The organism is Mesorhizobium sp. NZP2077 (assembly GCF_013170805.1).
Classification (GTDB): domain Bacteria; phylum Pseudomonadota; class Alphaproteobacteria; order Rhizobiales; family Rhizobiaceae; genus Mesorhizobium.
Genome location: NZ_CP051293.1, coordinates 3812693 through 3830099, shown reverse-complemented (window position 1 = coordinate 3830099; position 17407 = coordinate 3812693). Strand labels below are relative to the sequence as shown.

Here is a 17407-nt window from a genome sequence, read left to right as displayed (position 1 = left end):
CAAAAAATGGACGAGAAATTTTACAATCGCGTCGGCGGTGATCGGATTTCTTCGCGTCAGATCGATGAACTCATAGGACTTGCTCGCGGCCTGGCTGCGGACGGGACTATCAACAAGGACGAAGTCGAGTTTCTTCAAAAGTGGCTGGCGGCGAATGCAGAGATCAGCGCTCAACCAATCATTCGAATCTTGTACCAGCGGGTCAATGAAATCCTCGAGGACGGAGCGCTCGATTCAGATGAACACGCCCAACTTTTGGATACGCTAAACAGCTTCTCGAATCGCGATTTCGAACTAGGAGAGGTGCTTAAGCCGACATCGCTTCCACTCAGCGACCCTGCCCCGACTCTAACGTTTACCGGTCGGCTTTACTGCTTCACGGGGACATTCAATTTTGGCCAGCGAAAATACTGCGAACAAGCGATTGTCGATCGCGGTGGCTCCTCGGGAGGTCTGAGCCAGAGAATACAGGTTTTGGTAATAGGCGCCTACGTCACTGAATCGTGGAAGCATTCATCGTTTGGAGACAAAATCGTCAAGGCCGCCGGCTGGCGCGACCAAGGGTTGCCGATCTCGATCGTCGCCGAAAGCCATTGGGTTACGTTTCTTTGAGGCGTGCCAGCGCCCAGGAATTATGTCCAACGACCGGCTCGGTGGGTGAAGCATGCTTTTATACGCCCGATATGTAATTCTAGCCGCATACCTTGGCCTCTCGCTCCCTGCAGAAGCCAGGCAGTTCTTCTGTGCCGCCGACCTTTCCACAGGTTCAAGCTGTTAGCCTCCGGCTGGTCATCAACGAATTTCACGGTCAAGGATGACCGGTTCACCATTGCGCCCACAGATAGCAGCGGTACCGTCTACACGGTGACCAAACTGGGTAACGACTACCCAACGCACCAGTGCAAGAACGACTTGCCTCCAGGGGGCAAGATTCACCTTGTCTGCGGTGGGCTCGGGTTCGGGTTCGTGTTCAACGAGGCAACCCTTCGCTTCCAGCAATTCTACGGTTTTGGATTCATCGACGGTGATTCAGCAGAAACGCCGGCTATCACAATAGGAAAGTGCAGTTCGATTCCGAAGCGCGGCGACTATGTGGGAAAATCGTGTGGGACACAGCCTCAGGTAGGAAAAAACATCGCTTAAGTGTTTGATTTCCTTGGCGCGCCCGACAGGATTCGAACCTGTGACCTCTGCCTTCTGAGGGCGTAGGGCGACCTCCGAAGACCGCTAGAAGATGTTCGAGCGTGGCAGCCTATTTATGGCTTGGGAGACTGCCAAGCGAAAAACGGGTTCCAGCGCTTCCGCTAAGCGCCGCGCGGCGGCGTCCTTCTGCTCCTCCGCCTCAGATAAGAGGGGTGATGAACGGACTTCGCAAACGTGAAAAAGGCAATCATGCACAACCCGCAGAAACACGCGATCACCGCGAGTGAACAGGCGATTACAAATTCGGCCATGCGATTTCCTCTATATGTCCGGCGCTAATCGACGGATCGTGTCAGCGACGTAGGACGGCGCCAAGTGGGCATAGTGTTTCTCGACCATTCGAGTGTCGCTGTGCCCAAGAGCCTGCGCAACGATGATTAGCGGGGCGCCATTTTGAACCATTGTGCTGGCATAGGTATGCCGCAGCTCATGTAGCGTCACATCCGACAGGCTGCCTGTTTCAACAGCGCTTTCCAGGGCCGATGATAAACAGCCTTGGCCCAAGCGACGCCGCTGTCCTGGGTAAGCAGTGGTTCACTGCCTCCCCTGCCCTGAGCCAGCCGTTCAAATAAATCGGCGCCGCCGGCCGGCAATGGTATATGGCGTGGCTTTCCGCTTTTGCTTTCGGCAACAAAGACCGATTTGTTGACGACGTCGTAATCGACGACCCGCAGTCGTGCTAGCTCACTGAATCGCGCTCCCGTCACCAATGCCGCAGGAACCAAATCTCGGATTAAACCGTTACTGGCTGCCACGAGGGTTTTCTGCTCGGCGGGGGTGAGGAAGCGGATCCGGGCAGCAGTGGTGCCGCGGTAAGGACGAACCAATCGCCAGGCTGTATCGTCGCTGACAAGGCGATTGTTGAACGCCCAGTTGAGCGCGGCCTTGAGCGTCCTCAGCGTGCGATTTGCTGTGTCGCGCCGGTTCGGATCACTTCCGGATCGGTGAGATCGACGGTGACGGAATTGACCTTCTCCGCAAACTTCCCGGTCCGACGCCGCTTCTGTGCAGAGACCATGCCGTCGCGCCAACTGCGTATTTTGTCGATGGTCAAATCGGCGACCCTCGTGCTGCCAAGCTTCGAACGGATATGGAAGGCCGCGCGGCTTCTTGCGTCGTCGAGCGATTTCATCCCCTCCGCGGTTCGAGCTTCGAAGTACTTGTCGAGTGCGGTATTCACCGTCAACGCTGGTGCGGCCTCTGAACCTGCGCTTAGCGTTTTGACCCAGGCCCTGGCGGCGGCCTTCGCCTGTTCATGGGTTAGGATATCGGCGCCGTCAGAAAGAGCAACGTCGTCAGCGCGGCCTAGCTTGGTCTGGAGGCGCTTTCCGTCGGTGGCTCTTGACGCCGCCAGCCATGATCCTCCCCTGCCGTGCGTCCCGCGGCCGCGGCGATAGCCAAGCCTAACACCAGGGCTGATGACCTCCCACTCCGGCGTGTCCGAAGCCGGAAGCATCGCTCGGCTGGTCTTGCTGGCAAGATTGCTGCGTCTCTGCGCCATTTGCGTCTCGGAGGTTTTCGTTGTCGATTTCGTTGCTTTACAACCCACGAAACCGCGTTGTCGCCTCTGAGACTATATGCGATAAATCATAATAAAATCAAATATCTAATAGGATCTCACATAACCTCATGTTGTACCAGAACTCGCCCTTTCACGGCGGTAACAGGGGTTCGATTCCCTTGGGCGTATCAGCGATTTCAACAAGTTAACTGCAATCCGAGATCTGCGGTCCCGATACGGGACCCGAAATGCACAGCTGTACGCATGGAAGCTCGATTCGAAGGCCGCAACTGACAGCCGCCCTCGCTCTTGCCCACCAGGCCAAATGCCAGGTCGTGTGGCCAAACTTGACCAACCGGAAGCTCGGCGACCCAACCAATACGACCGAGGCAGCAGCGAAGAATGGCAGGTGTCGAACGTGCGCAATCCCGCGCGTTATCCAGAAAACACACTGCCGCCACGTAACTTACGTTCCGCTCCTAGCTCGCTTCGTTATTCTTTGATGGCCATGAGAACAGCGCAGTGGGATGGAACGAGCGGACCATCGCACAGCCAAAGAACAGCCTCGGTGGTAATCAGTCGGTTTCAGTCCGAATTGGCGATCAAGCCGACGAGAAATTCGATCGCACCGAACGAGGAATGAATATGCCTGCAGCAACCTGGACCTGGCGAATTGCAGTCTCGGTGATTTTCGCGGCGACATCGTGCGGCGCCGCCCTTTCGGCCGACCTGCTCGTCGCAATGCCCAATTGGCCGTCGGGCCAGGCGGCGGCCAATATCATCAAGTTCGGCATCAAGCAGAAACTCAACCTCGACGCCGACGTGCGCGAGATGGGTTCCATGACGGCATTCGCCGGAATGGATACCGGGGAGGTCGACGTCTATCCAGAAGTCTGGCTTCCCAATCTCGATTCACTAGTCAAGAAATACGTCGACGGGCGCAAGACCGTGGACCTCAGTCCCAAGGGTGTGTCTGCCACTCAGGGCATCTGCGTCACGCGCGAGACGGCGGACAAATTTGGCGTCAAGGACATTTCAGATCTGACCGATCCCAAAAAAGCGGCAGTGTTCGATACCGACGGCGACGGCAAGGGCGAAATGTGGATTGGCGCGCTGGGCTGGTCGTCGACGAGCATCGAGAAGATCCGGGCAAAGAGCTACGGTTATGAAAAAACGATGACGCTCCTTCAAATGCCAGAAGACATGGCAATGGCTGCAGTCGATGCGGCCGCGGCGACCGGGCAACCGATGGCATTCTACTGCTACAGTCCGCACCACATGTTCAAGCTCCATGATATCGTCCAATTGACCGAGCCGAAACACGATCCCGCCAAATGGCACATCGTGATGCCGAGCGACGACCCCGACTGGCTTACGAAATCGGAGGCACCGGTGGCGTGGGACGCATCGCATTTCTACATCGGCTTTGCGTCCTCGACGGCGAAGCGCTTGCCGAAGGTGGCGGCCTTCCTCTCCCATATCGACTTCACCCCAGAGGAGGTCACCGAGATGAGCTACGCATTGCAGGTCGATCGGCAGGATCCCGCCAAGTTCGCACAGGACTGGGTGGCAAAGCATCAAGACCGACTGAACGCCTGGTCGAAATAGGGACAGGGACTATCATGACCCTTTCGCTCGCAAACCGGTCCGTCACCCAGAAAAGCAATGATCGAAGAATGGCTTGCCGCTGCCTCGTTCTTGGCGCAGCGCTTGTCATGACCTCGATCGGCGCGACATTGGCGTATGCCGCTCAGACACAGGTATTCGATCCACAGACGCATAAGTGGGTCGATTACGACAAGAAGAAAGCGCGAAAATACTACGCCGCCCACAAGGAGGTGCCCGAGGCATTTCGTCCGCAGATGGTCAAGTTCCGAACTGCTGAGGTGCCTGGCACGATCATCATCGATGGCAACAAGCATTTTCTCTATCTTGTGCAGTCGAGTCAGCAGGCCATGCGCTACGGCATCGGCGTCGGTCGGGAAGGCTTTGGATGGGCCGGTATCGTGCGCGTCGGCCGGATGGCAGAATGGCCGACATGGACGCCCCCGGCCGAAATGGTCGCTCGCGACCCGAACGCAGTCAAGTATGCGGCAGGCATGCCGGGGGGGCCTGACAATCCGCTCGGCGCCAGAGCGCTTTATCTCTACGAGGGCGATCAGGACACGATCTACCGGATACACGGTACACCGGAGCCCTGGACGATCGGGCTTGACGTGTCGTCAGGGTGTATCCGGATGAGGAACGACGACATCACCGACTTCGCTTCCCGCGTGAAGGTCGGAGCCAAGGTCATCGTTCTCATGCAGGGGGCGGCCCTTTACAAGGGCGTTTGAAGCGGCATTCGGAGAGGGACAAGCAATGTCGGCAAAACGTGCAGTAAGAAGTTCGATCCTTATCGTAGTGTTTGGGTCTCTGATGGAAGCGTTGAGCGCTTGCGTCAGCACGCCGCCACCGGCTCCGGAGCAGATGTCGAGGACCCAGGTCGAGACGGCTCCGGCGGATCTTCAGCTTCTTTGCGCAAGCGCGGTCGGCAAGGCGAGCGGCGTCGACAGCGCGAAGATACTTCCGGTCTCCTCGAGCAAGATCGATTCTAAAACCTATCAGGTTGAGCTCGATGCCGGCGGCAGGAAGACAAGCTGCCTCGTGGACACCGACGGCAATGTCAAATCCGTTGAGCCTGTCTGATTGCCAATCAGCTGTAGTGTTCAGACAAGACCGAGGCACGTTCGGCGTAAAAGGAAGGGCAATAGAGCTCGCATCGTTTCATCGCATTGGGACACTCGCCGTGGCTCGCGCTGGAGATCTTTCTGGTGCTGCTTTGGCTGAGGACGCGAGCGAGGACCTAGCCAAAAAGGCTTCCAACGACCAGCGGAACTGGCTTCCGAGGCACTGAAGGGGGTAATCGTGGACACGACGGCGGAAACGGACGTTACTTCGTTGATTTGGGGCTTCGAACAGCTCGCCGAGCGTTTCGTCTCCGGACTGTTCGCGCGGTTTGCCGCTTTAAGCCGCGTCCCCGTCGAGTTTGAAAACCTGAGGGCCTCGCTCGCGGCCGGGGGAACATCTCTTCTTTTGCTCGTGTTTGAGATTGTGTTGGTCGTTGCACTCGTCGCGGGCGTGTTCATCCTGCTCGCCCGGCGGTTCAAGAAGGCGAGTGCCAAAAGCAGTGCATGGCGCAGATTCCTCGCGGGCGTGGCGGCCACTGTGGTGGCGCTGGTGATCGGTTTCATTGCTGCGCCGCTGCTGGCCGGTTCGGGCCTGCCTTTGCAGACCCTTCACCTTTGGACGGTAGCGACCGTGCTCGGCCTCATCATCCTCGCCGCCGTCAGATCACTCTTGATGGCATCGCGGCGAACCGAATTCTCGGAGCGCTCCGTCCATCTGGTGGCGCTCGTGCACGACCTCTCGCTTGCTATCGGCTTTGCGATCATCGGCGTTACGCTGTTCGCGACTTTGCGGCTCTGGAGCGTCGGGCCGGCCTTGGGGGATCTGCTGCGAACAGGCTTGGGAATTCCGATCTACCTTGCGTTTGCATGGGCGGTATGGCGGCACAAACGCACAATGGCAGCAGCCGTCGCCGGTCCGCGCCCCAGAAGCCGCTGGCGCACCCGTCTCGCCAAAATGTGGCCGCCAATCGTGATCGCGTTCCTGATAATCACCTTTCTCAGCACTCAGGCCGCGCTGACCCTAGGAGCATCGCTTCCTGGGTTGGCCGTTCTGCTGACCGCGTTGATGTTTCTCGCAGCGCCGCATCTCGACGCAATGATCGGGAACTGGGCGCAGCGGGGATTGGAGTCTCCTGACATCTCGATCTTGGCAGCGGCAGGGCGACAGACCGCCCGCTTCACCATCGTGGCGATCATGATTGCCATGCTGGGAACGCTATGGACGACACCGCTGGCTGCTGGGTTCAGCATCGATCTGCGAGAGGTCGCCAAGGGCGCATCCGGTGTGGCGTTGATCATGTTGGGGGCGGCGTTTCTGTGGAACGTGGTCGGCACGGGGACGGCTCGCGCCTTGCGCGCGGAGTTGCCCGCCGTAGGTGGTGACGAGGAGGTGCCGGGTGCGCCGCGTTCACGGTTGGGCACCCTGGTGCCGCTGCTCAGCGCGGTCGGCAAATCTAGCATTCTGGCCTTGGCGGTGCTCTCGATCCTGGTGTCGATCGGGGTCAATGTCTGGCCGCTGATCGCCGGCTTGAGTGTGTTCGGGCTGGCCATCGCCTTCGGCTCGCAGACGCTGGTTAAGGACCTAGTCTCCGGGCTGTTTTTCCTGATCGACGACGCGTTCCGCTTCGGCGAATATATCGAAACGTCAGGCGCCAAAGGAACCGTGGAAAAAATCTCGGTCCGGTCGGTTTCCCTGCGCCATCAGCGCGGTGCCTTGGCGACAATTCCCTATGGCCAGATTGGCAAGATCCAGAATTTCAGCCGCGACTGGATGATCGAGAAACTGACCTTTCGCGTTGCATTCGACACCGATGTGGAAAAAGTCCGCAAGATCTTCAAGAAGATCGGCCAGGATATTTCGGCCAACCCGGAACTTGCTGGAGATCTGCTCGAGCCGTTCAAGAGCCAGGGAATTGCCGAGGTTGAGGACGGCACGCTGATCATTCGGGCCAAATTCAAGGCGAAGGCGGGCAAACACATCATGATCCGCCGCGCCGCCTTGACCGCCGTGCACCAGGCATTTCAGGAAAACGGAATTCGGGCCGTCCCAAAGCCACTGACATCTAATCCCGGAGCCTGAGCATTCCGGATAGACGCGGCTACAACGTGCTGACGTATGCTGATCACGTCGGGCGTGTCTGGACCTTCAATGCTGCGTGGCTAGGCGTCTGGAGCTGGCGCGAACAAGGCATCCCGCAGGGCGAATACCGCCCCCTCGACGGTGGTAAGGCCCGACATGCTCTCGACGCGTCTTTCATTATATATCGCAAACCGAGCTGTTGCGTAACCGCTGTTCTCAGGCCACGGCCTTGAGTGGCGCGGTGGCATAGGCCCAGGGCAGCAGGTCGTCGAGCTGGCTTTGCGGATGGCCTGCGACGATGCGGGTGATGACGTCGGCAAGGTAGGCGTACGGGTCGACGCCGTTGAGTTTCGCGGTTTCTACGAGCGAGGCGATGGTCGCCCAGTGCTCGCCACCGCCGTCGGAACCGGCGAAGAGCGCATTCTTCCGATTGAGGGCGATTGGCCTGATCGAGCGTTCGACGACGTTGGAGTCGATCTCGACGCGGCCGTCGTCGAGGAAGCGACCAAGTCCGGCCCAGCGCGAGAGCGGGTAGCGGATTGCTTCAGCGAGCTTGCTCTTCTGGCTGACCAGGGCGAGCTTCTCGCGCAGCCATGGCTGGAGGGTATCGATGATGGGGCGGCTTCTCTCCTGGCGCGCGGTGCGCCGCTCTTCGGGCGAGCGTCCCCGTATCTCGTTCTCGATCTTGTAGAGCTCGGCGATGCGCTGGAGCGCCTCCGTGGCGATCGGCGCGGGCCCGGACTGGGCCAGTTCGTAGAAGCGTCGACGGACATGCGCCCAGCAGAACGCCAGGCTCACGGCATTGCGCTCGGCCAACGCCCGGTATCCAGCGTAGCCGTCGACTTGCAGGACCCCGACGAAGCCGTGAAGGTGCCGCAGTGGCTGTTCGGCCTTGCGGTCGGGTGCATAGAGATAGGCGACGCCGGGTGGATCGATCCCGCCCCAGGGGCGATCGTCGCGAGCATAAGCGAACAGCTGGCCCGTCTTGGTGCGGCCGCGCCCGGGATCGAGCACCGGCGCCGTGGTCTCGTCGGCGAAGAGCTTCCCGGACGCCTTCAGCCGCTCGAACAACCGCTCGTGGATGGGGCGGAGCAGGAAAGCCGCCTTGCCGACCCAATCGGCAAGCGTCGAGCGATCCAGGTTCACGCCTTGGCGGGCGTAGATTTGCGCCTGGCGATACAGGGGAAGATGGTCGGCGTACTTGGAGACCAGCACATGGGCGACGGTCGCCTCAGTCGGGATGCCGCCCTCGACAAGCCGTGGCGGAGCCGGTGCCTGCACCACGACCTCCTCGCAGCTCCGGCAGGCGTATTTCGGTCGGCGCGTGACGATGACGCGGAATTGGGCCGGCACGATGTCGAGGCGCTCGGAGCGATCCTCGCCCATGACATGCAGCATTCCCTTGCAGCACGGGCAGATCTTGTCGGGAATGTCGATGATCTGCTCGATACGCGGCAGATGCGCGGGCAGTGATCCACGGTTGGCGCGGCGCTTCCTGGCGCGAGCCTCGCGCTTGGCAGTATCGGCGGTGTCCTCCGCGGCGAAGCCTTCAGCCTCGATCTGCTCGGCCTCTTCCAGGCCCAGCAGCAGCTGGTCGACCGGCAGGCTCTCTGCCCTGCGGCCGAAGCGGTGGCGCTGCAGTTCCTTGATGATCTGGCGCAGCCGCTCGTTCTCGGCGCGCTCCGCCGCGAGCATCGCCTGAAGCGCGATCGGATCGTTGGTCTGAGGCTCGGCCGGGTTGCTCACAAGGCCGATTCAATCATGCATTCCAATGCTTTGCCAGCGCCTCTAGCCTCCCATGGAATCAACTTGCCGCGACCGGCGCGCGCGTCTCGCGGGCGTCATGCACGCGCCGCCAATCCAACCCTTCCAGGAGCGCCTGCAATTGCGCCGCCGACAACCTCACCACGCCATCGGTGATGGCAGGCCAGCAGAACTTCCCGTCCTCCAGACGCTTCGCCAGCAGGCACACGCCGGTGCCGTCGAAGTACACCAGCTTGACCCGGTCAGCGCGCTTGGCCCTGAAGACGTAGACCGCGCCAGAGAACGGATCGGCGCCCATCGTCTCGCGCACCAGCGCCGCCAGGCCCTCGGCCCCCTTGCGGAAGTCCACCGGCTTCGTCGCGACCATCACCTTGACCACACCCGTCGGCCCGATCACGACGGCGCCTTCAGCGCACGGATCACCGCAGCCACCGTCCTGGCGTCGGCGCCACGACCGACCCGCATGGCGACGCCGTCAATCTCCAGCTCTATCACGCCGGTTTCTCGCGCGGCCTTCCGCCTCCGTGTCGATCTCGCGCGCTTCCCCGCCGGTTCGGGCTCCTGTGCCGCGACCACCGCTGGAACAAACAACGGCTCCGGTGCCGGCGCATTCGCCAACGGCACCCGCGCGGACCGGCGCCAGGCGAACAGCTGCTGCGGGGACAATGCATGTCGCCGAGCCACCGCGCTCACGGTCTCGCCAGCATCGTAGCTTTCCGCCACGATCCGCGCTTTCTCCTCCGGCAACCATTCGCGCCGCCGTCCAGAACCCGTGAATATCTCAAGCCGTCGAACCGGCTCCTCGTCCCTGGACTTAAGCGTAAGCTCTGAAATCGTCATGTGTCGAAGCCCTCAAAGGCTCCGAGCATCGTCGCTCACGACAACGCGCGAAAGGTGCCAACGGGACAGCGCTTACGCTGTTGCCCGTAATTCAGCAAGATCAGTGAACTGACGAAGAATAGCGTCGCAACCGCGATAGAAAAAGGAAGAACATCAAACGTAGGACCTCTAGCCGGGAACGTTTGTGAGCGTCGAGGCCTCAGAGCCGACCGTAAAATCTGTCAACGGCGCGGAATACCGCTAAGACGAAGCCAGGATGAAACGCCGGTTGGCCGCAAGTGCCGGCCGTGCATTCATCGGGTAGAGCGCGGTAAACTTTTTGATGTCGGCCTCCGCCACCTCGATCGGCTCCATAGCGACCATCCAGTCGACGATCTCGCTACAAGGTGGCGTCGTCAACGAGCCTTCATAAGTCCAGTACTTTAGCGTCTTCGGCAACAATTCTCGCGGGTCGACACCATTGGACGAAGCTTTTTCGCCTTTCTTCGTCGGGAAAGCAGCGGCAAGTGCTGCAAACCCGGTATTTGTGGCGCCTGGTTTGAAGAACACGCCGAGCACACCCAAGGCGCCGCTCTTGGCCTTGTGGACGAAATGCACTTCCATTGGGAAGGCCTTGCCGTTGATCAGATGTTCACTCGGCGCGTGGAAATGGAACTGCACCAGTTCATAAATCTTGTCCGCGCGGTTGAGTATGCTGCCCGCTGGTGGGTTGACTTGAATGGTGTGACCGTTGTTGACGATCTCGCAATTGCCTTGCTTCCAATCGATCGAAATGGCCGGGAGGTCCGACTTGATCGCACTGACAATGTCGAGCGGCGATTGCTGTGAGCCGGTCGAGCACACAGCATTCGCCCGACCCAAGTCGCCCCAATGAGCGGGTCCAGCTTTCCCTTCGTAGCTCCAATGCGCATTCTCCGAAGCAAAGCCGGGTTTGGCGCAGAGGGGGCATAGGCCGAGCAGAGCCAAGCCTTTGACTAGATCACGTCGTTCCATTCTTTCCTCCCATCAGACCCGTCGAATCATTAGAAGCGCCACACGGCGCCGATGATGGGTCCCTGTTGAACGGTGTCGTAAACGAATCCGTTTTTCTCGTAGTCAACCCCCGAGGCGCGATACCCCAGCACCGCAGAGAATTTGTCAGTGAATTGATAGCCTGCGGCGGCCATCACATCCCAGGTCACTTTGGCAGAAACGGCGCCACCCACCATTCCCCAACCGGTAAGGTAAAACTGCGGGGTGATGGAATAGCGCGCCTTGAGCCCGACGATGGGATCAGCCCAGGTTTGCTGGTCAGAGAGGGAGACGCCGGCGAGTACGCCCGGACCATTGAAATCAAGCTCGTTCTTGAGCGAGTAGAGCCGGAAGCCGGCAAAAGCGTCGACACTTGCCTCCGGTGTCTGGACAAGCCGATATTCCGCCGCCGCCGTCCACATCAAGCTGTGGGACGTGACGTCTGCACTGCTGGCAAGAATACCGAATGGGGTATCGGAGGATGTCGAGAGCCGCACATAATTGAAGTCCGTGAAGACACCGAACCGCTCGTATCGTGCCTCGGCCAGTCCCATGACCGCTATATCAAAATTGGATAGGACGTCGCCAAAGCTGGCGTCGACATGTGCAGTCCTGCCGCCCGCGCCTACGGTGCCCTCAAGACCGGCGAGCCAGCCATATGCGGCAACCGTAAAGGTCCAGCCCGATGCGTCCTTGTACTCGACGCTCTCCGCGCCTGGATATATTGGGTCTGCCGCAGCGGCGGTGCCGATCGCGCCGAAGGTAAACAAACCAACCGCGAGCAAAATCCGGGTTTTCATACTTCCCTCTCCTCTGAATTCAGCCTTTGGCATCACGGATTTTCGCCAAAGTCATCGAGCAGTTGATGCAGACTTCCCCAGCGCTGCTCCAGCCAGGTTGATCGCGCCTTCCCCATAGTGCGACATGCTGGTGAGCACTTTTCTCAGCGGGATATCGAGTGGGTGCACTTTGCTGTCCAGCATAATGTGGACGGATCCGGAGGTTGCAGACGGCGCAGATGGGATGAAGATCGTGCTGAAGCCGTTTGCCCGCTCGATGATAATGCCAAACGCCAGATTGTCGCCGCTACCGACGAGTGCCGGTTTCACGGCATGGTCGGCACCGCCGCCCGTTGCCCCCAGCGTTAAGCCACGGAATAGACCGTAACCCGGCAGGCTTTCCGCGAGCCGCCTCTCGACCGTGCCCACAAGCCTGCCACCGCTCGCTGTTTGGATGAGCAGGCCTATGGCGAAACATGAGAACAGGAGCACCAGCGCCGCGATCGCAATGGGCGGCGCAAACGCATGAGTGACATCGTCCGTCAGCGGCTCGATCGCAGACTTGATCTGACCCAGCCCGCGAATGAGCACAAAGCCAACCAACCAGAGCGGCAACACGACAACCAGGCCGCCGATCAGGGTCGTCTTGAGGAAGGAGAACGCTTGTCGCATGTTTGAGCCTCGCTGTCCTGGCAGGCGGCGCCCGATCCACCTGCCAGTATATCAACCTTGGTAAGCCGTCCGTTTCCTTAGCCGGCCGGCGTATACCAGATCGGGGATGTGTAGGCCCGCTCCTGTGTCGTCATCGGCACGTCTGGCGTCATTTTGATGCCGAAATATTTCGCGTCGTATGCGGTCCACCGCGGCGTTGGGATCTCGATGACGCGGCCGTAATAGAAAGCACGCTGAGCTGGGTCGAAATTTGGATCCTTCCACACCGTGATCAGCTCAGGTGCTCCGATCGTGTTTGTCCAGGTGGCATTGGGCACGTCCACGGTATTGCCAACCGGCGGCAGCTTGCCGTCGGCGCCTGGCTTGCGGTCCCCGGACCAGGCGACATCATAGACCTGTTCATGCACGTCACCGGCAGCGTCGAGCCAACCCTTGATGATCTGATAGCGGTCGAGATTGGCACCGATCGGATCCTTCAGCGCAGCGACGAGGAAGGTCGGCACCTTGCCGGCGGGCGCCTGGGTGAGATCGCCGCCCATTGGCACGCCCTTGGTGTAGCCGGCGATGGCCGGGCTGCGCGTCTTGGCGTCGGCCTCTTCGAAATCGAATCCGCCGAAGAAGCGAACCACCATGCGCGGTCCGGTTGTTGCATAGGTCTCGCGGCGCTTCATGGCGTCGAAGATCGAGGCGCGCGTGTTCTCCTGCGCCCAGACGGCGGCATAGCCAGACGCGGTTGTCTCCCAGCCCATGATTTTGAGACCGAGCTTGGGGTTCGCTATAAACGGATGCGACCAGCGCTCCGCGCTCGGCTCGGAGGTCGACACTTTGCCGAAGAAATTGTCGTCGTCGGCAGTCGACAGCCCCGTATGTGAGTCGGTGCTGCCGACGAGGCCGAACTTGTAGGGATTGACGCCGAGCTTGGCTTCCAGCTTCAGCCCGTTCTTAAGCGCCGAGCGCGTATACTCGAACTCCAGCATGTCCGGCGTCTTCTTCGCGCTAAGGTCAAGATTGCCCTTGTCCCATTTCTCGAAATTGGCGAATTCATCATTGGGAGAAAGGTAGGGGTGGCTCTCCCCGTCGCCCTTCATCTGGGTTGTCTCGTAGAGCACCTCCCAACGGGCGCGCTGCTCTGCATATTCGCGGTCGATCTCCTTACCGGTGAAGGATTCGATGATCGGAAACATCGTTCCGTTGCTCAGATTGCCGTTGTGGGCGATGGCAAGCACATCGCCGCCCGTCTTGTCCTCATAGTTCTGCAACCATTTCCACAGGTCGCGCGGATTGTTGCTACCGATGGGCGGTTGCGTCGTGTATGGCTCGACCTGACCGGCCTTGGCGCCGCCGTCGCGAAAGATGACGTTGCGGTGCAGATTGTTGCCCTTGGCGAGAGACGTCCACTCATAGCCGATGAAAGCGGTAAAGTGTCCCGGATCGTTGGCCTCTTCGGCTGCGGCGATAATGCCCTCCCAAACCGACCGATAAGCCGGCGTGCCCGGAGCATATACGAGCTCCTTCGGGAACGTTCCCTGGGAGAAAGACTTAATGATGTCGACCGCAGCCGCGCCGCCCTTTCCTGACTTGAGCATGTCATACCAGACGCGCCCTTGGGCGCTCTCCAGGATTTCGGGTTTTCCAGCGATCAGATCGCTGAAGAACCCCATCTGGTCGGAATGGTCGGCGACGACCAGGAAATCCAACGGACGCGATAGTTTGGCTGGCTGTCCGCTTGACGCAGTGACCTCCTCGCCCTTGGCGAATTTATAAGCGTCCCGCGGACCAATGCGCGCACCGAACGCGGCGGCATCGAGCGAGAGCGCCGTGTGCAAATGTGTGTCGCCAAACAACGGTCGCGTTGGGAAATTGCGTCCGGCATATGGCGAGTAGGGCCGCTTTGTCGGAAAGACCTTGGTGACGCCTGCCTGGTCGATGTCGCCGACATCGGTGTGCACGGCCTCCTGCGTCCAGGCTGGGCAAGTCGCCAATAACAAGCCCGCGACCGTCGCGCTTCGAAGAAGAGCGTCTCTCAGATGATAGATGTCCATGAACTTCTTCCTCCTATGAAAACATGGCGTCCAGTCGCTGGACGCTCCAGAATGCCGCAACGATCCCGATGGCATAGGCCGACGCGACGATCATCTGCCGCGGGATCATGACGAACCGGTTCACTGAATAAACCGCGGTCAGCAAGACGGCGATGAAGGCAAGCTGCCCGAGCTCGACGCCGACATTGAACGCAAGCAACGCCAGTGGGATGTCGCTATGCGGCAAGCCAAGTTGGACAAGAGCCCCCGCAAACCCGAAGCCATGCAGCAGGCCAAAGGCGAAGGCCACGATCCACGGCTTGGCGATGGCTAGGCTGAGCTGCCCGCGCTCCATCCGCACAACCTCGGCAGCGACCATGACGATGCTGATGGCAATCATAGCTTCCACCGGCCGCGTCGGCAGCGTCACCCATCCGAGGGTGGCGCAACTCAAGGTGATCGAGTGAGCGGCCGTGAAGGCGGTGATGGCTTTCACCAGCTTGCGCCAATCGCGCACGATCAGCATGAGCCCGGTGACGAACAACAGGTGGTCGAAGCCGAAGGCGATGTGCTCGATACCGTGACGGACGTAGGTTACGAAAACCGCCCAGACGCTCTGCGACGCCGGGATGACTGCCGACGGTTCGCTGGGGGTGAGACGCGCCGTCCAGCTATTGCCGTTGGCGAATACGACATGGACCAGCGTGTCGGTCATGGTGTTCTGCAACCCGTCGATCACGACGTTCTGGCCGGCGAGCGGCTCAAGGGTGCGCATGCGCCAAGTCTGCACCATAGCATCCCCGGTCGGATGCGAGATGATCGGCGTCACCGTCTCGATCTTGCCAGAAAACAATGCCAACAGCGCCAGTCGCGCATCGCCCTGCATCGGCGTTTTGAACAGCACGCTGAATTCATTGGGTGCATCTTCCTGGACGCTTAGGTAGGCCGGACGCACTTCATGCGCGGCGGCAACGAGCGGGACCAGCGTCGCGATACCTGCGGTCAGCACAGCCAGCCGACCGCACTCCATCGCGGCCCGGACAACCCGCGCGAGGGCGGGCCACTTGGCGAAGGGGCTCATTGTGCAGCCACCTTCGGTGTAGTCTCGTGCCCGAGTAGCGCTTTTGCACTGTCATCCAGCTCCGCGTTATATTTGTTGCGCAGCTCGACCAGGTAGTCTCGGCTGAGTTCGACTTGCTTCGCAGCGCGCCACTCAGAGAGTACGGCATCCCTTACTGTTTCGAAGGGCTTCGGCGCAGTCGCCGTGCGCCGCGTGACGAGCACTAGATGAAAACCATAGCCAGATTTCACCGGACCGCGCCATCCACCTGGTTCAAGCGCAAACACCTCGTGCGCAAAATCGGCACCGAACATTCCGGAGAGCGCGAGCTCGTCGGTATCGGCGAAGCTGTCGCCGAAAAGCAGCCCGTCGCCCTCGATGGAGTCGACCTCGGCATTCGCCGACAGCGCCGCAAGCGCGGCGGTCGCGTCCGCCGCGGCGTCCTTGCGATGCTCCGGGTTAAAGTAGACCTGCCGGAACGACAGCTTTCCGGGCGTCTGGAAATGCGCAGGATTGGCGGCATAGAACTGGCGCAGCTCCGCCTCGGTCGGCTCAGCAAGCTGGGCCGTGTCCTCGACTAGGAATTTCAGTTTTTGCGCCAAGCGGCGGCGGATGATGGTGTCATCCTTCTCGAGGCCCATCTCCTGCGCTTCGCGCGCCATCACTTTCTCATTCAAGAGATCCTCAGCGAGCCCCTTGAGCTCGTCGGCGGTGGGGTCTCGCAGCCACTGGCTCGACCACGTCTGCTTGAGCCACCGGACATCTCCTTCGCCGATCCGTACCGGCTTAACAGATGTGGATTCGACATGCTTGTCGTTCAGCCACGAATAGCCGCCGAAAAGGATCGCGCCGACGACCGCAAAGTGAAGGAGAGGCTCCCTGAGCAACGTCATACGCTTTCCTTCGCTTGGGCCAGGGCAGCATCTCGCACGCGGGCCACGCCGGCATTGTCAAATGCCGGGTTGCCTTCGACGCCGAAAACCAGCGGGGCCGCCAACAGAAAAATCGATACGACGTCGCCCATGTTTGCCTCTGGTTGCGAAGGCTCTCCGGCAGCTGAGATGCTCTCATATTACCAGCGCAGCGCCATCCGGGCTTGAGACCCCGTTGCTTTCTACTTTCCTTCCTGGACACTACGCCCCAAAGAGCTGGTGCTGGAATGTAAGTTACGTGGGGTAAGCATGTAATCGCGCTACAGAGCCGCTGTTGTTGCCGGGTAAGCGCGGCATCTCGTGGACCGGCGCGTGGGACCGCACATCGCCTTTAGCGCAGACTTCGCAGGACCGCCGCGCCATCGTTGAGTAGCTTGCCCGAGCTGGTAAGATGCGATGTGCCGCAAGCCAATGAGACGTTGTCTTGCTTTCCAAGGATCAGCTCCTTGGTTGTTACCGGCTTCCCAGCGGAGTTTCGCCCGGAAAGTCCCGTAGAAGCAGACCACCCCAGACGGCAAGAAGCGCGTGAAATACAACCGTGGGCCAGAGCATGACGCCGGCTATCTTTAAGGCCGCGACCGCGTAGAGGAGGAGAATTGATACGGCCGTGTTGTAAATCAGAATACCAATAAGCAATCCGAATAGTGAAGGATTCAATTCGTCTTTCCTCGCCATCCAGCTTGCAACGCCGATGGCAACTAGTGCGGCGCCCGCAACGCGGCCGACAAAAATTGCTTCAACCGCGGCGCCCTCCAATCCAAGCAGGAGAGCAAATCCAACGGAAGGCCGCAACAGAAGACCGAGGCCTGTCGCTGCTTCGACCGCCGCGACTACGACCAGGAATAATTTTCGTTTCGCGTTCATTTGTTGACATT

19 protein-coding genes are annotated in these 17407 nt (G+C 60.0%); 5 read left to right on the top strand and 14 right to left on the bottom strand.

Annotation, left to right across the window (positions count from 1 at the left end; genetic code table 11):
- The first annotated feature begins 6 nt into the window (after positions 1-6).
- Entirely contained in the window at positions 7-612 is a 606-nt protein-coding gene (locus tag HGP13_RS18955) for an NAD-dependent DNA ligase (protein ID WP_172228127.1), read from the top strand.
- 852 nt (positions 613-1464) lie between these two features.
- On the opposite strand, the gene HGP13_RS38770 is transcribed toward HGP13_RS18955, so the two are convergent.
- The 3 genes from HGP13_RS38770 to HGP13_RS37975 all read right to left on the bottom strand — a co-directional run bounded on the left by HGP13_RS38770 (position 1465) and on the right by HGP13_RS37975 (position 2704).
- Positions 1465-1707, bottom strand: coding sequence for a tyrosine-type recombinase/integrase (locus tag HGP13_RS38770; RefSeq protein ID WP_348647071.1), 243 nt, complete (start codon positions 1705-1707; stop codon positions 1465-1467).
- Complete coding sequence (locus HGP13_RS38765) at positions 1641-2030, bottom strand: tyrosine-type recombinase/integrase (RefSeq protein WP_348647070.1); 390 nt, start codon at positions 2028-2030, stop codon at positions 1641-1643. The genes HGP13_RS38770 and HGP13_RS38765 overlap by 67 nt, the downstream gene beginning before the upstream one ends.
- A 68-nt stretch (positions 2031-2098) precedes the next feature.
- A complete protein-coding gene (locus HGP13_RS37975) occupies positions 2099-2704 on the bottom strand; it encodes a hypothetical protein (RefSeq protein WP_246707060.1) in 606 nt (201 codons plus the stop codon).
- Between the two features lie 741 nt (positions 2705-3445).
- Between HGP13_RS37975 and HGP13_RS18945 the strand changes: the two genes are divergently transcribed.
- The 4 genes from HGP13_RS18945 (at position 3446) to HGP13_RS18930 (ending at position 7453) form a co-directional block, all read left to right on the top strand.
- The gene (locus tag HGP13_RS18945) at positions 3446-4312 is read left to right on the top strand and encodes a glycine betaine ABC transporter substrate-binding protein (protein WP_246707457.1); all 867 of its coding nucleotides are present in this window, start codon (positions 3446-3448) and stop codon (positions 4310-4312) included.
- A gap of 68 nt (positions 4313-4380) precedes the next feature.
- On the top strand, positions 4381-5040 hold the full coding sequence (locus HGP13_RS18940) for a L,D-transpeptidase (protein WP_172228125.1): 660 nt from the start codon (positions 4381-4383) through the stop codon (positions 5038-5040).
- Between the two features lie 133 nt (positions 5041-5173).
- Positions 5174-5392 carry a hypothetical protein gene (locus HGP13_RS18935; protein WP_246707059.1) on the top strand — a complete coding sequence of 73 codons (219 nt, stop codon included), beginning with the start codon at positions 5174-5176 and terminating at the stop codon, positions 5390-5392.
- Between the two features lie 219 nt (positions 5393-5611).
- Positions 5612-7453, top strand: a complete 1842-nt coding sequence (locus HGP13_RS18930; RefSeq protein WP_246707058.1) for a mechanosensitive ion channel family protein — start codon at positions 5612-5614, stop codon at positions 7451-7453.
- 216 nt (positions 7454-7669) lie between these two features.
- On the opposite strand, the gene HGP13_RS18925 is transcribed toward HGP13_RS18930, so the two are convergent.
- The 11 genes from HGP13_RS18925 to HGP13_RS18880 form a co-directional block, all read right to left on the bottom strand.
- Positions 7670-9148, bottom strand: coding sequence for an IS66 family transposase (locus tag HGP13_RS18925; RefSeq protein ID WP_172234673.1), 1479 nt, complete (start codon positions 9146-9148; stop codon positions 7670-7672).
- Positions 9149-9257: 109 nt separating this feature from the next.
- Positions 9258-9614, bottom strand: a complete 357-nt coding sequence (tnpB, locus tag HGP13_RS18920; RefSeq protein ID WP_023772705.1) for an IS66 family insertion sequence element accessory protein TnpB — start codon at positions 9612-9614, stop codon at positions 9258-9260.
- A complete protein-coding gene (locus HGP13_RS38585) occupies positions 9611-10057 on the bottom strand; it encodes a transposase (protein ID WP_172225057.1) in 447 nt (148 codons plus the stop codon). The genes tnpB and HGP13_RS38585 overlap by 4 nt, the downstream gene beginning before the upstream one ends.
- Before the next feature lie 240 nt (positions 10058-10297).
- Complete coding sequence (locus tag HGP13_RS18910; protein WP_172228121.1) at positions 10298-11050, bottom strand: carbonic anhydrase; 753 nt, start codon at positions 11048-11050, stop codon at positions 10298-10300.
- A 29-nt stretch (positions 11051-11079) separates the two neighbouring features.
- Complete coding sequence (locus HGP13_RS18905) at positions 11080-11868, bottom strand: hypothetical protein (RefSeq protein WP_172228119.1); 789 nt, start codon at positions 11866-11868, stop codon at positions 11080-11082.
- A gap of 51 nt (positions 11869-11919) precedes the next feature.
- Complete coding sequence (locus HGP13_RS18900; protein WP_172228117.1) at positions 11920-12519, bottom strand: hypothetical protein; 600 nt, start codon at positions 12517-12519, stop codon at positions 11920-11922.
- Positions 12520-12596: 77 nt separating this feature from the next.
- Positions 12597-14561, bottom strand: a complete 1965-nt coding sequence (locus HGP13_RS18895; RefSeq protein WP_172228115.1) for a DUF3604 domain-containing protein — start codon at positions 14559-14561, stop codon at positions 12597-12599.
- Positions 14562-14574: 13 nt separating this feature from the next.
- Positions 14575-15570 carry a HupE/UreJ family protein gene (locus HGP13_RS18890; protein ID WP_172234772.1) on the bottom strand — a complete coding sequence of 332 codons (996 nt, stop codon included), beginning with the start codon at positions 15568-15570 and terminating at the stop codon, positions 14575-14577.
- Positions 15571-15617: 47 nt separating this feature from the next.
- Positions 15618-16493: a peptidylprolyl isomerase gene (locus tag HGP13_RS18885; RefSeq protein WP_172228113.1), complete on the bottom strand. Its 876-nt coding sequence runs from the start codon at positions 16491-16493 to the stop codon at positions 15618-15620.
- Positions 16490-16624: a hypothetical protein gene (locus HGP13_RS38580; RefSeq protein ID WP_281410968.1), complete on the bottom strand. Its 135-nt coding sequence runs from the start codon at positions 16622-16624 to the stop codon at positions 16490-16492. The genes HGP13_RS18885 and HGP13_RS38580 overlap by 4 nt, the downstream gene beginning before the upstream one ends.
- A 361-nt stretch (positions 16625-16985) precedes the next feature.
- Complete coding sequence (locus HGP13_RS18880; RefSeq protein ID WP_172228111.1) at positions 16986-17396, bottom strand: hypothetical protein; 411 nt, start codon at positions 17394-17396, stop codon at positions 16986-16988.
- Positions 17397-17407: the final 11 nt, after the last annotated feature.

What these genes read in the sequence shown, in the direction of transcription:
- HGP13_RS18890 (WP_172234772.1), bottom strand. Translation starts at nt 15,570, where the DNA reads ATGGAGTGCGGTCGGCTGGCTGTGCTGACCGCAGGTATCGCGACGCTG.
- HGP13_RS18935 (WP_246707059.1), top strand. Translation starts at nt 5,174, where the DNA reads ATGTCGAGGACCCAGGTCGAGACGGCTCCGGCGGATCTTCAGCTTCTT.
- HGP13_RS18905 (WP_172228119.1), bottom strand. Translation starts at nt 11,868, where the DNA reads ATGAAAACCCGGATTTTGCTCGCGGTTGGTTTGTTTACCTTCGGCGCG.
- HGP13_RS18895 (WP_172228115.1), bottom strand. Translation starts at nt 14,561, where the DNA reads ATGGACATCTATCATCTGAGAGACGCTCTTCTTCGAAGCGCGACGGTC.
- HGP13_RS18885 (WP_172228113.1), bottom strand. Translation starts at nt 16,493, where the DNA reads ATGACGTTGCTCAGGGAGCCTCTCCTTCACTTTGCGGTCGTCGGCGCG.
- HGP13_RS18900 (WP_172228117.1), bottom strand. Translation starts at nt 12,519, where the DNA reads ATGCGACAAGCGTTCTCCTTCCTCAAGACGACCCTGATCGGCGGCCTG.
- HGP13_RS18955 (WP_172228127.1), top strand. Translation starts at nt 7, where the DNA reads ATGGACGAGAAATTTTACAATCGCGTCGGCGGTGATCGGATTTCTTCG.
- HGP13_RS18880 (WP_172228111.1), bottom strand. Translation starts at nt 17,396, where the DNA reads ATGAACGCGAAACGAAAATTATTCCTGGTCGTAGTCGCGGCGGTCGAA.
- HGP13_RS38580 (WP_281410968.1), bottom strand. Translation starts at nt 16,624, where the DNA reads ATGGGCGACGTCGTATCGATTTTTCTGTTGGCGGCCCCGCTGGTTTTC.
- HGP13_RS18925 (WP_172234673.1), bottom strand. Translation starts at nt 9,148, where the DNA reads ATGCTCGCGGCGGAGCGCGCCGAGAACGAGCGGCTGCGCCAGATCATC.
- HGP13_RS38585 (WP_172225057.1), bottom strand. Translation starts at nt 10,057, where the DNA reads ATGACGATTTCAGAGCTTACGCTTAAGTCCAGGGACGAGGAGCCGGTT.
- HGP13_RS18910 (WP_172228121.1), bottom strand. Translation starts at nt 11,050, where the DNA reads ATGGAACGACGTGATCTAGTCAAAGGCTTGGCTCTGCTCGGCCTATGC.
- HGP13_RS18945 (WP_246707457.1), top strand. Translation starts at nt 3,446, where the DNA reads ATGCCCAATTGGCCGTCGGGCCAGGCGGCGGCCAATATCATCAAGTTC.
- HGP13_RS18940 (WP_172228125.1), top strand. Translation starts at nt 4,381, where the DNA reads ATGGCTTGCCGCTGCCTCGTTCTTGGCGCAGCGCTTGTCATGACCTCG.
- HGP13_RS37975 (WP_246707060.1), bottom strand. Translation starts at nt 2,704, where the DNA reads ATGGCGCAGAGACGCAGCAATCTTGCCAGCAAGACCAGCCGAGCGATG.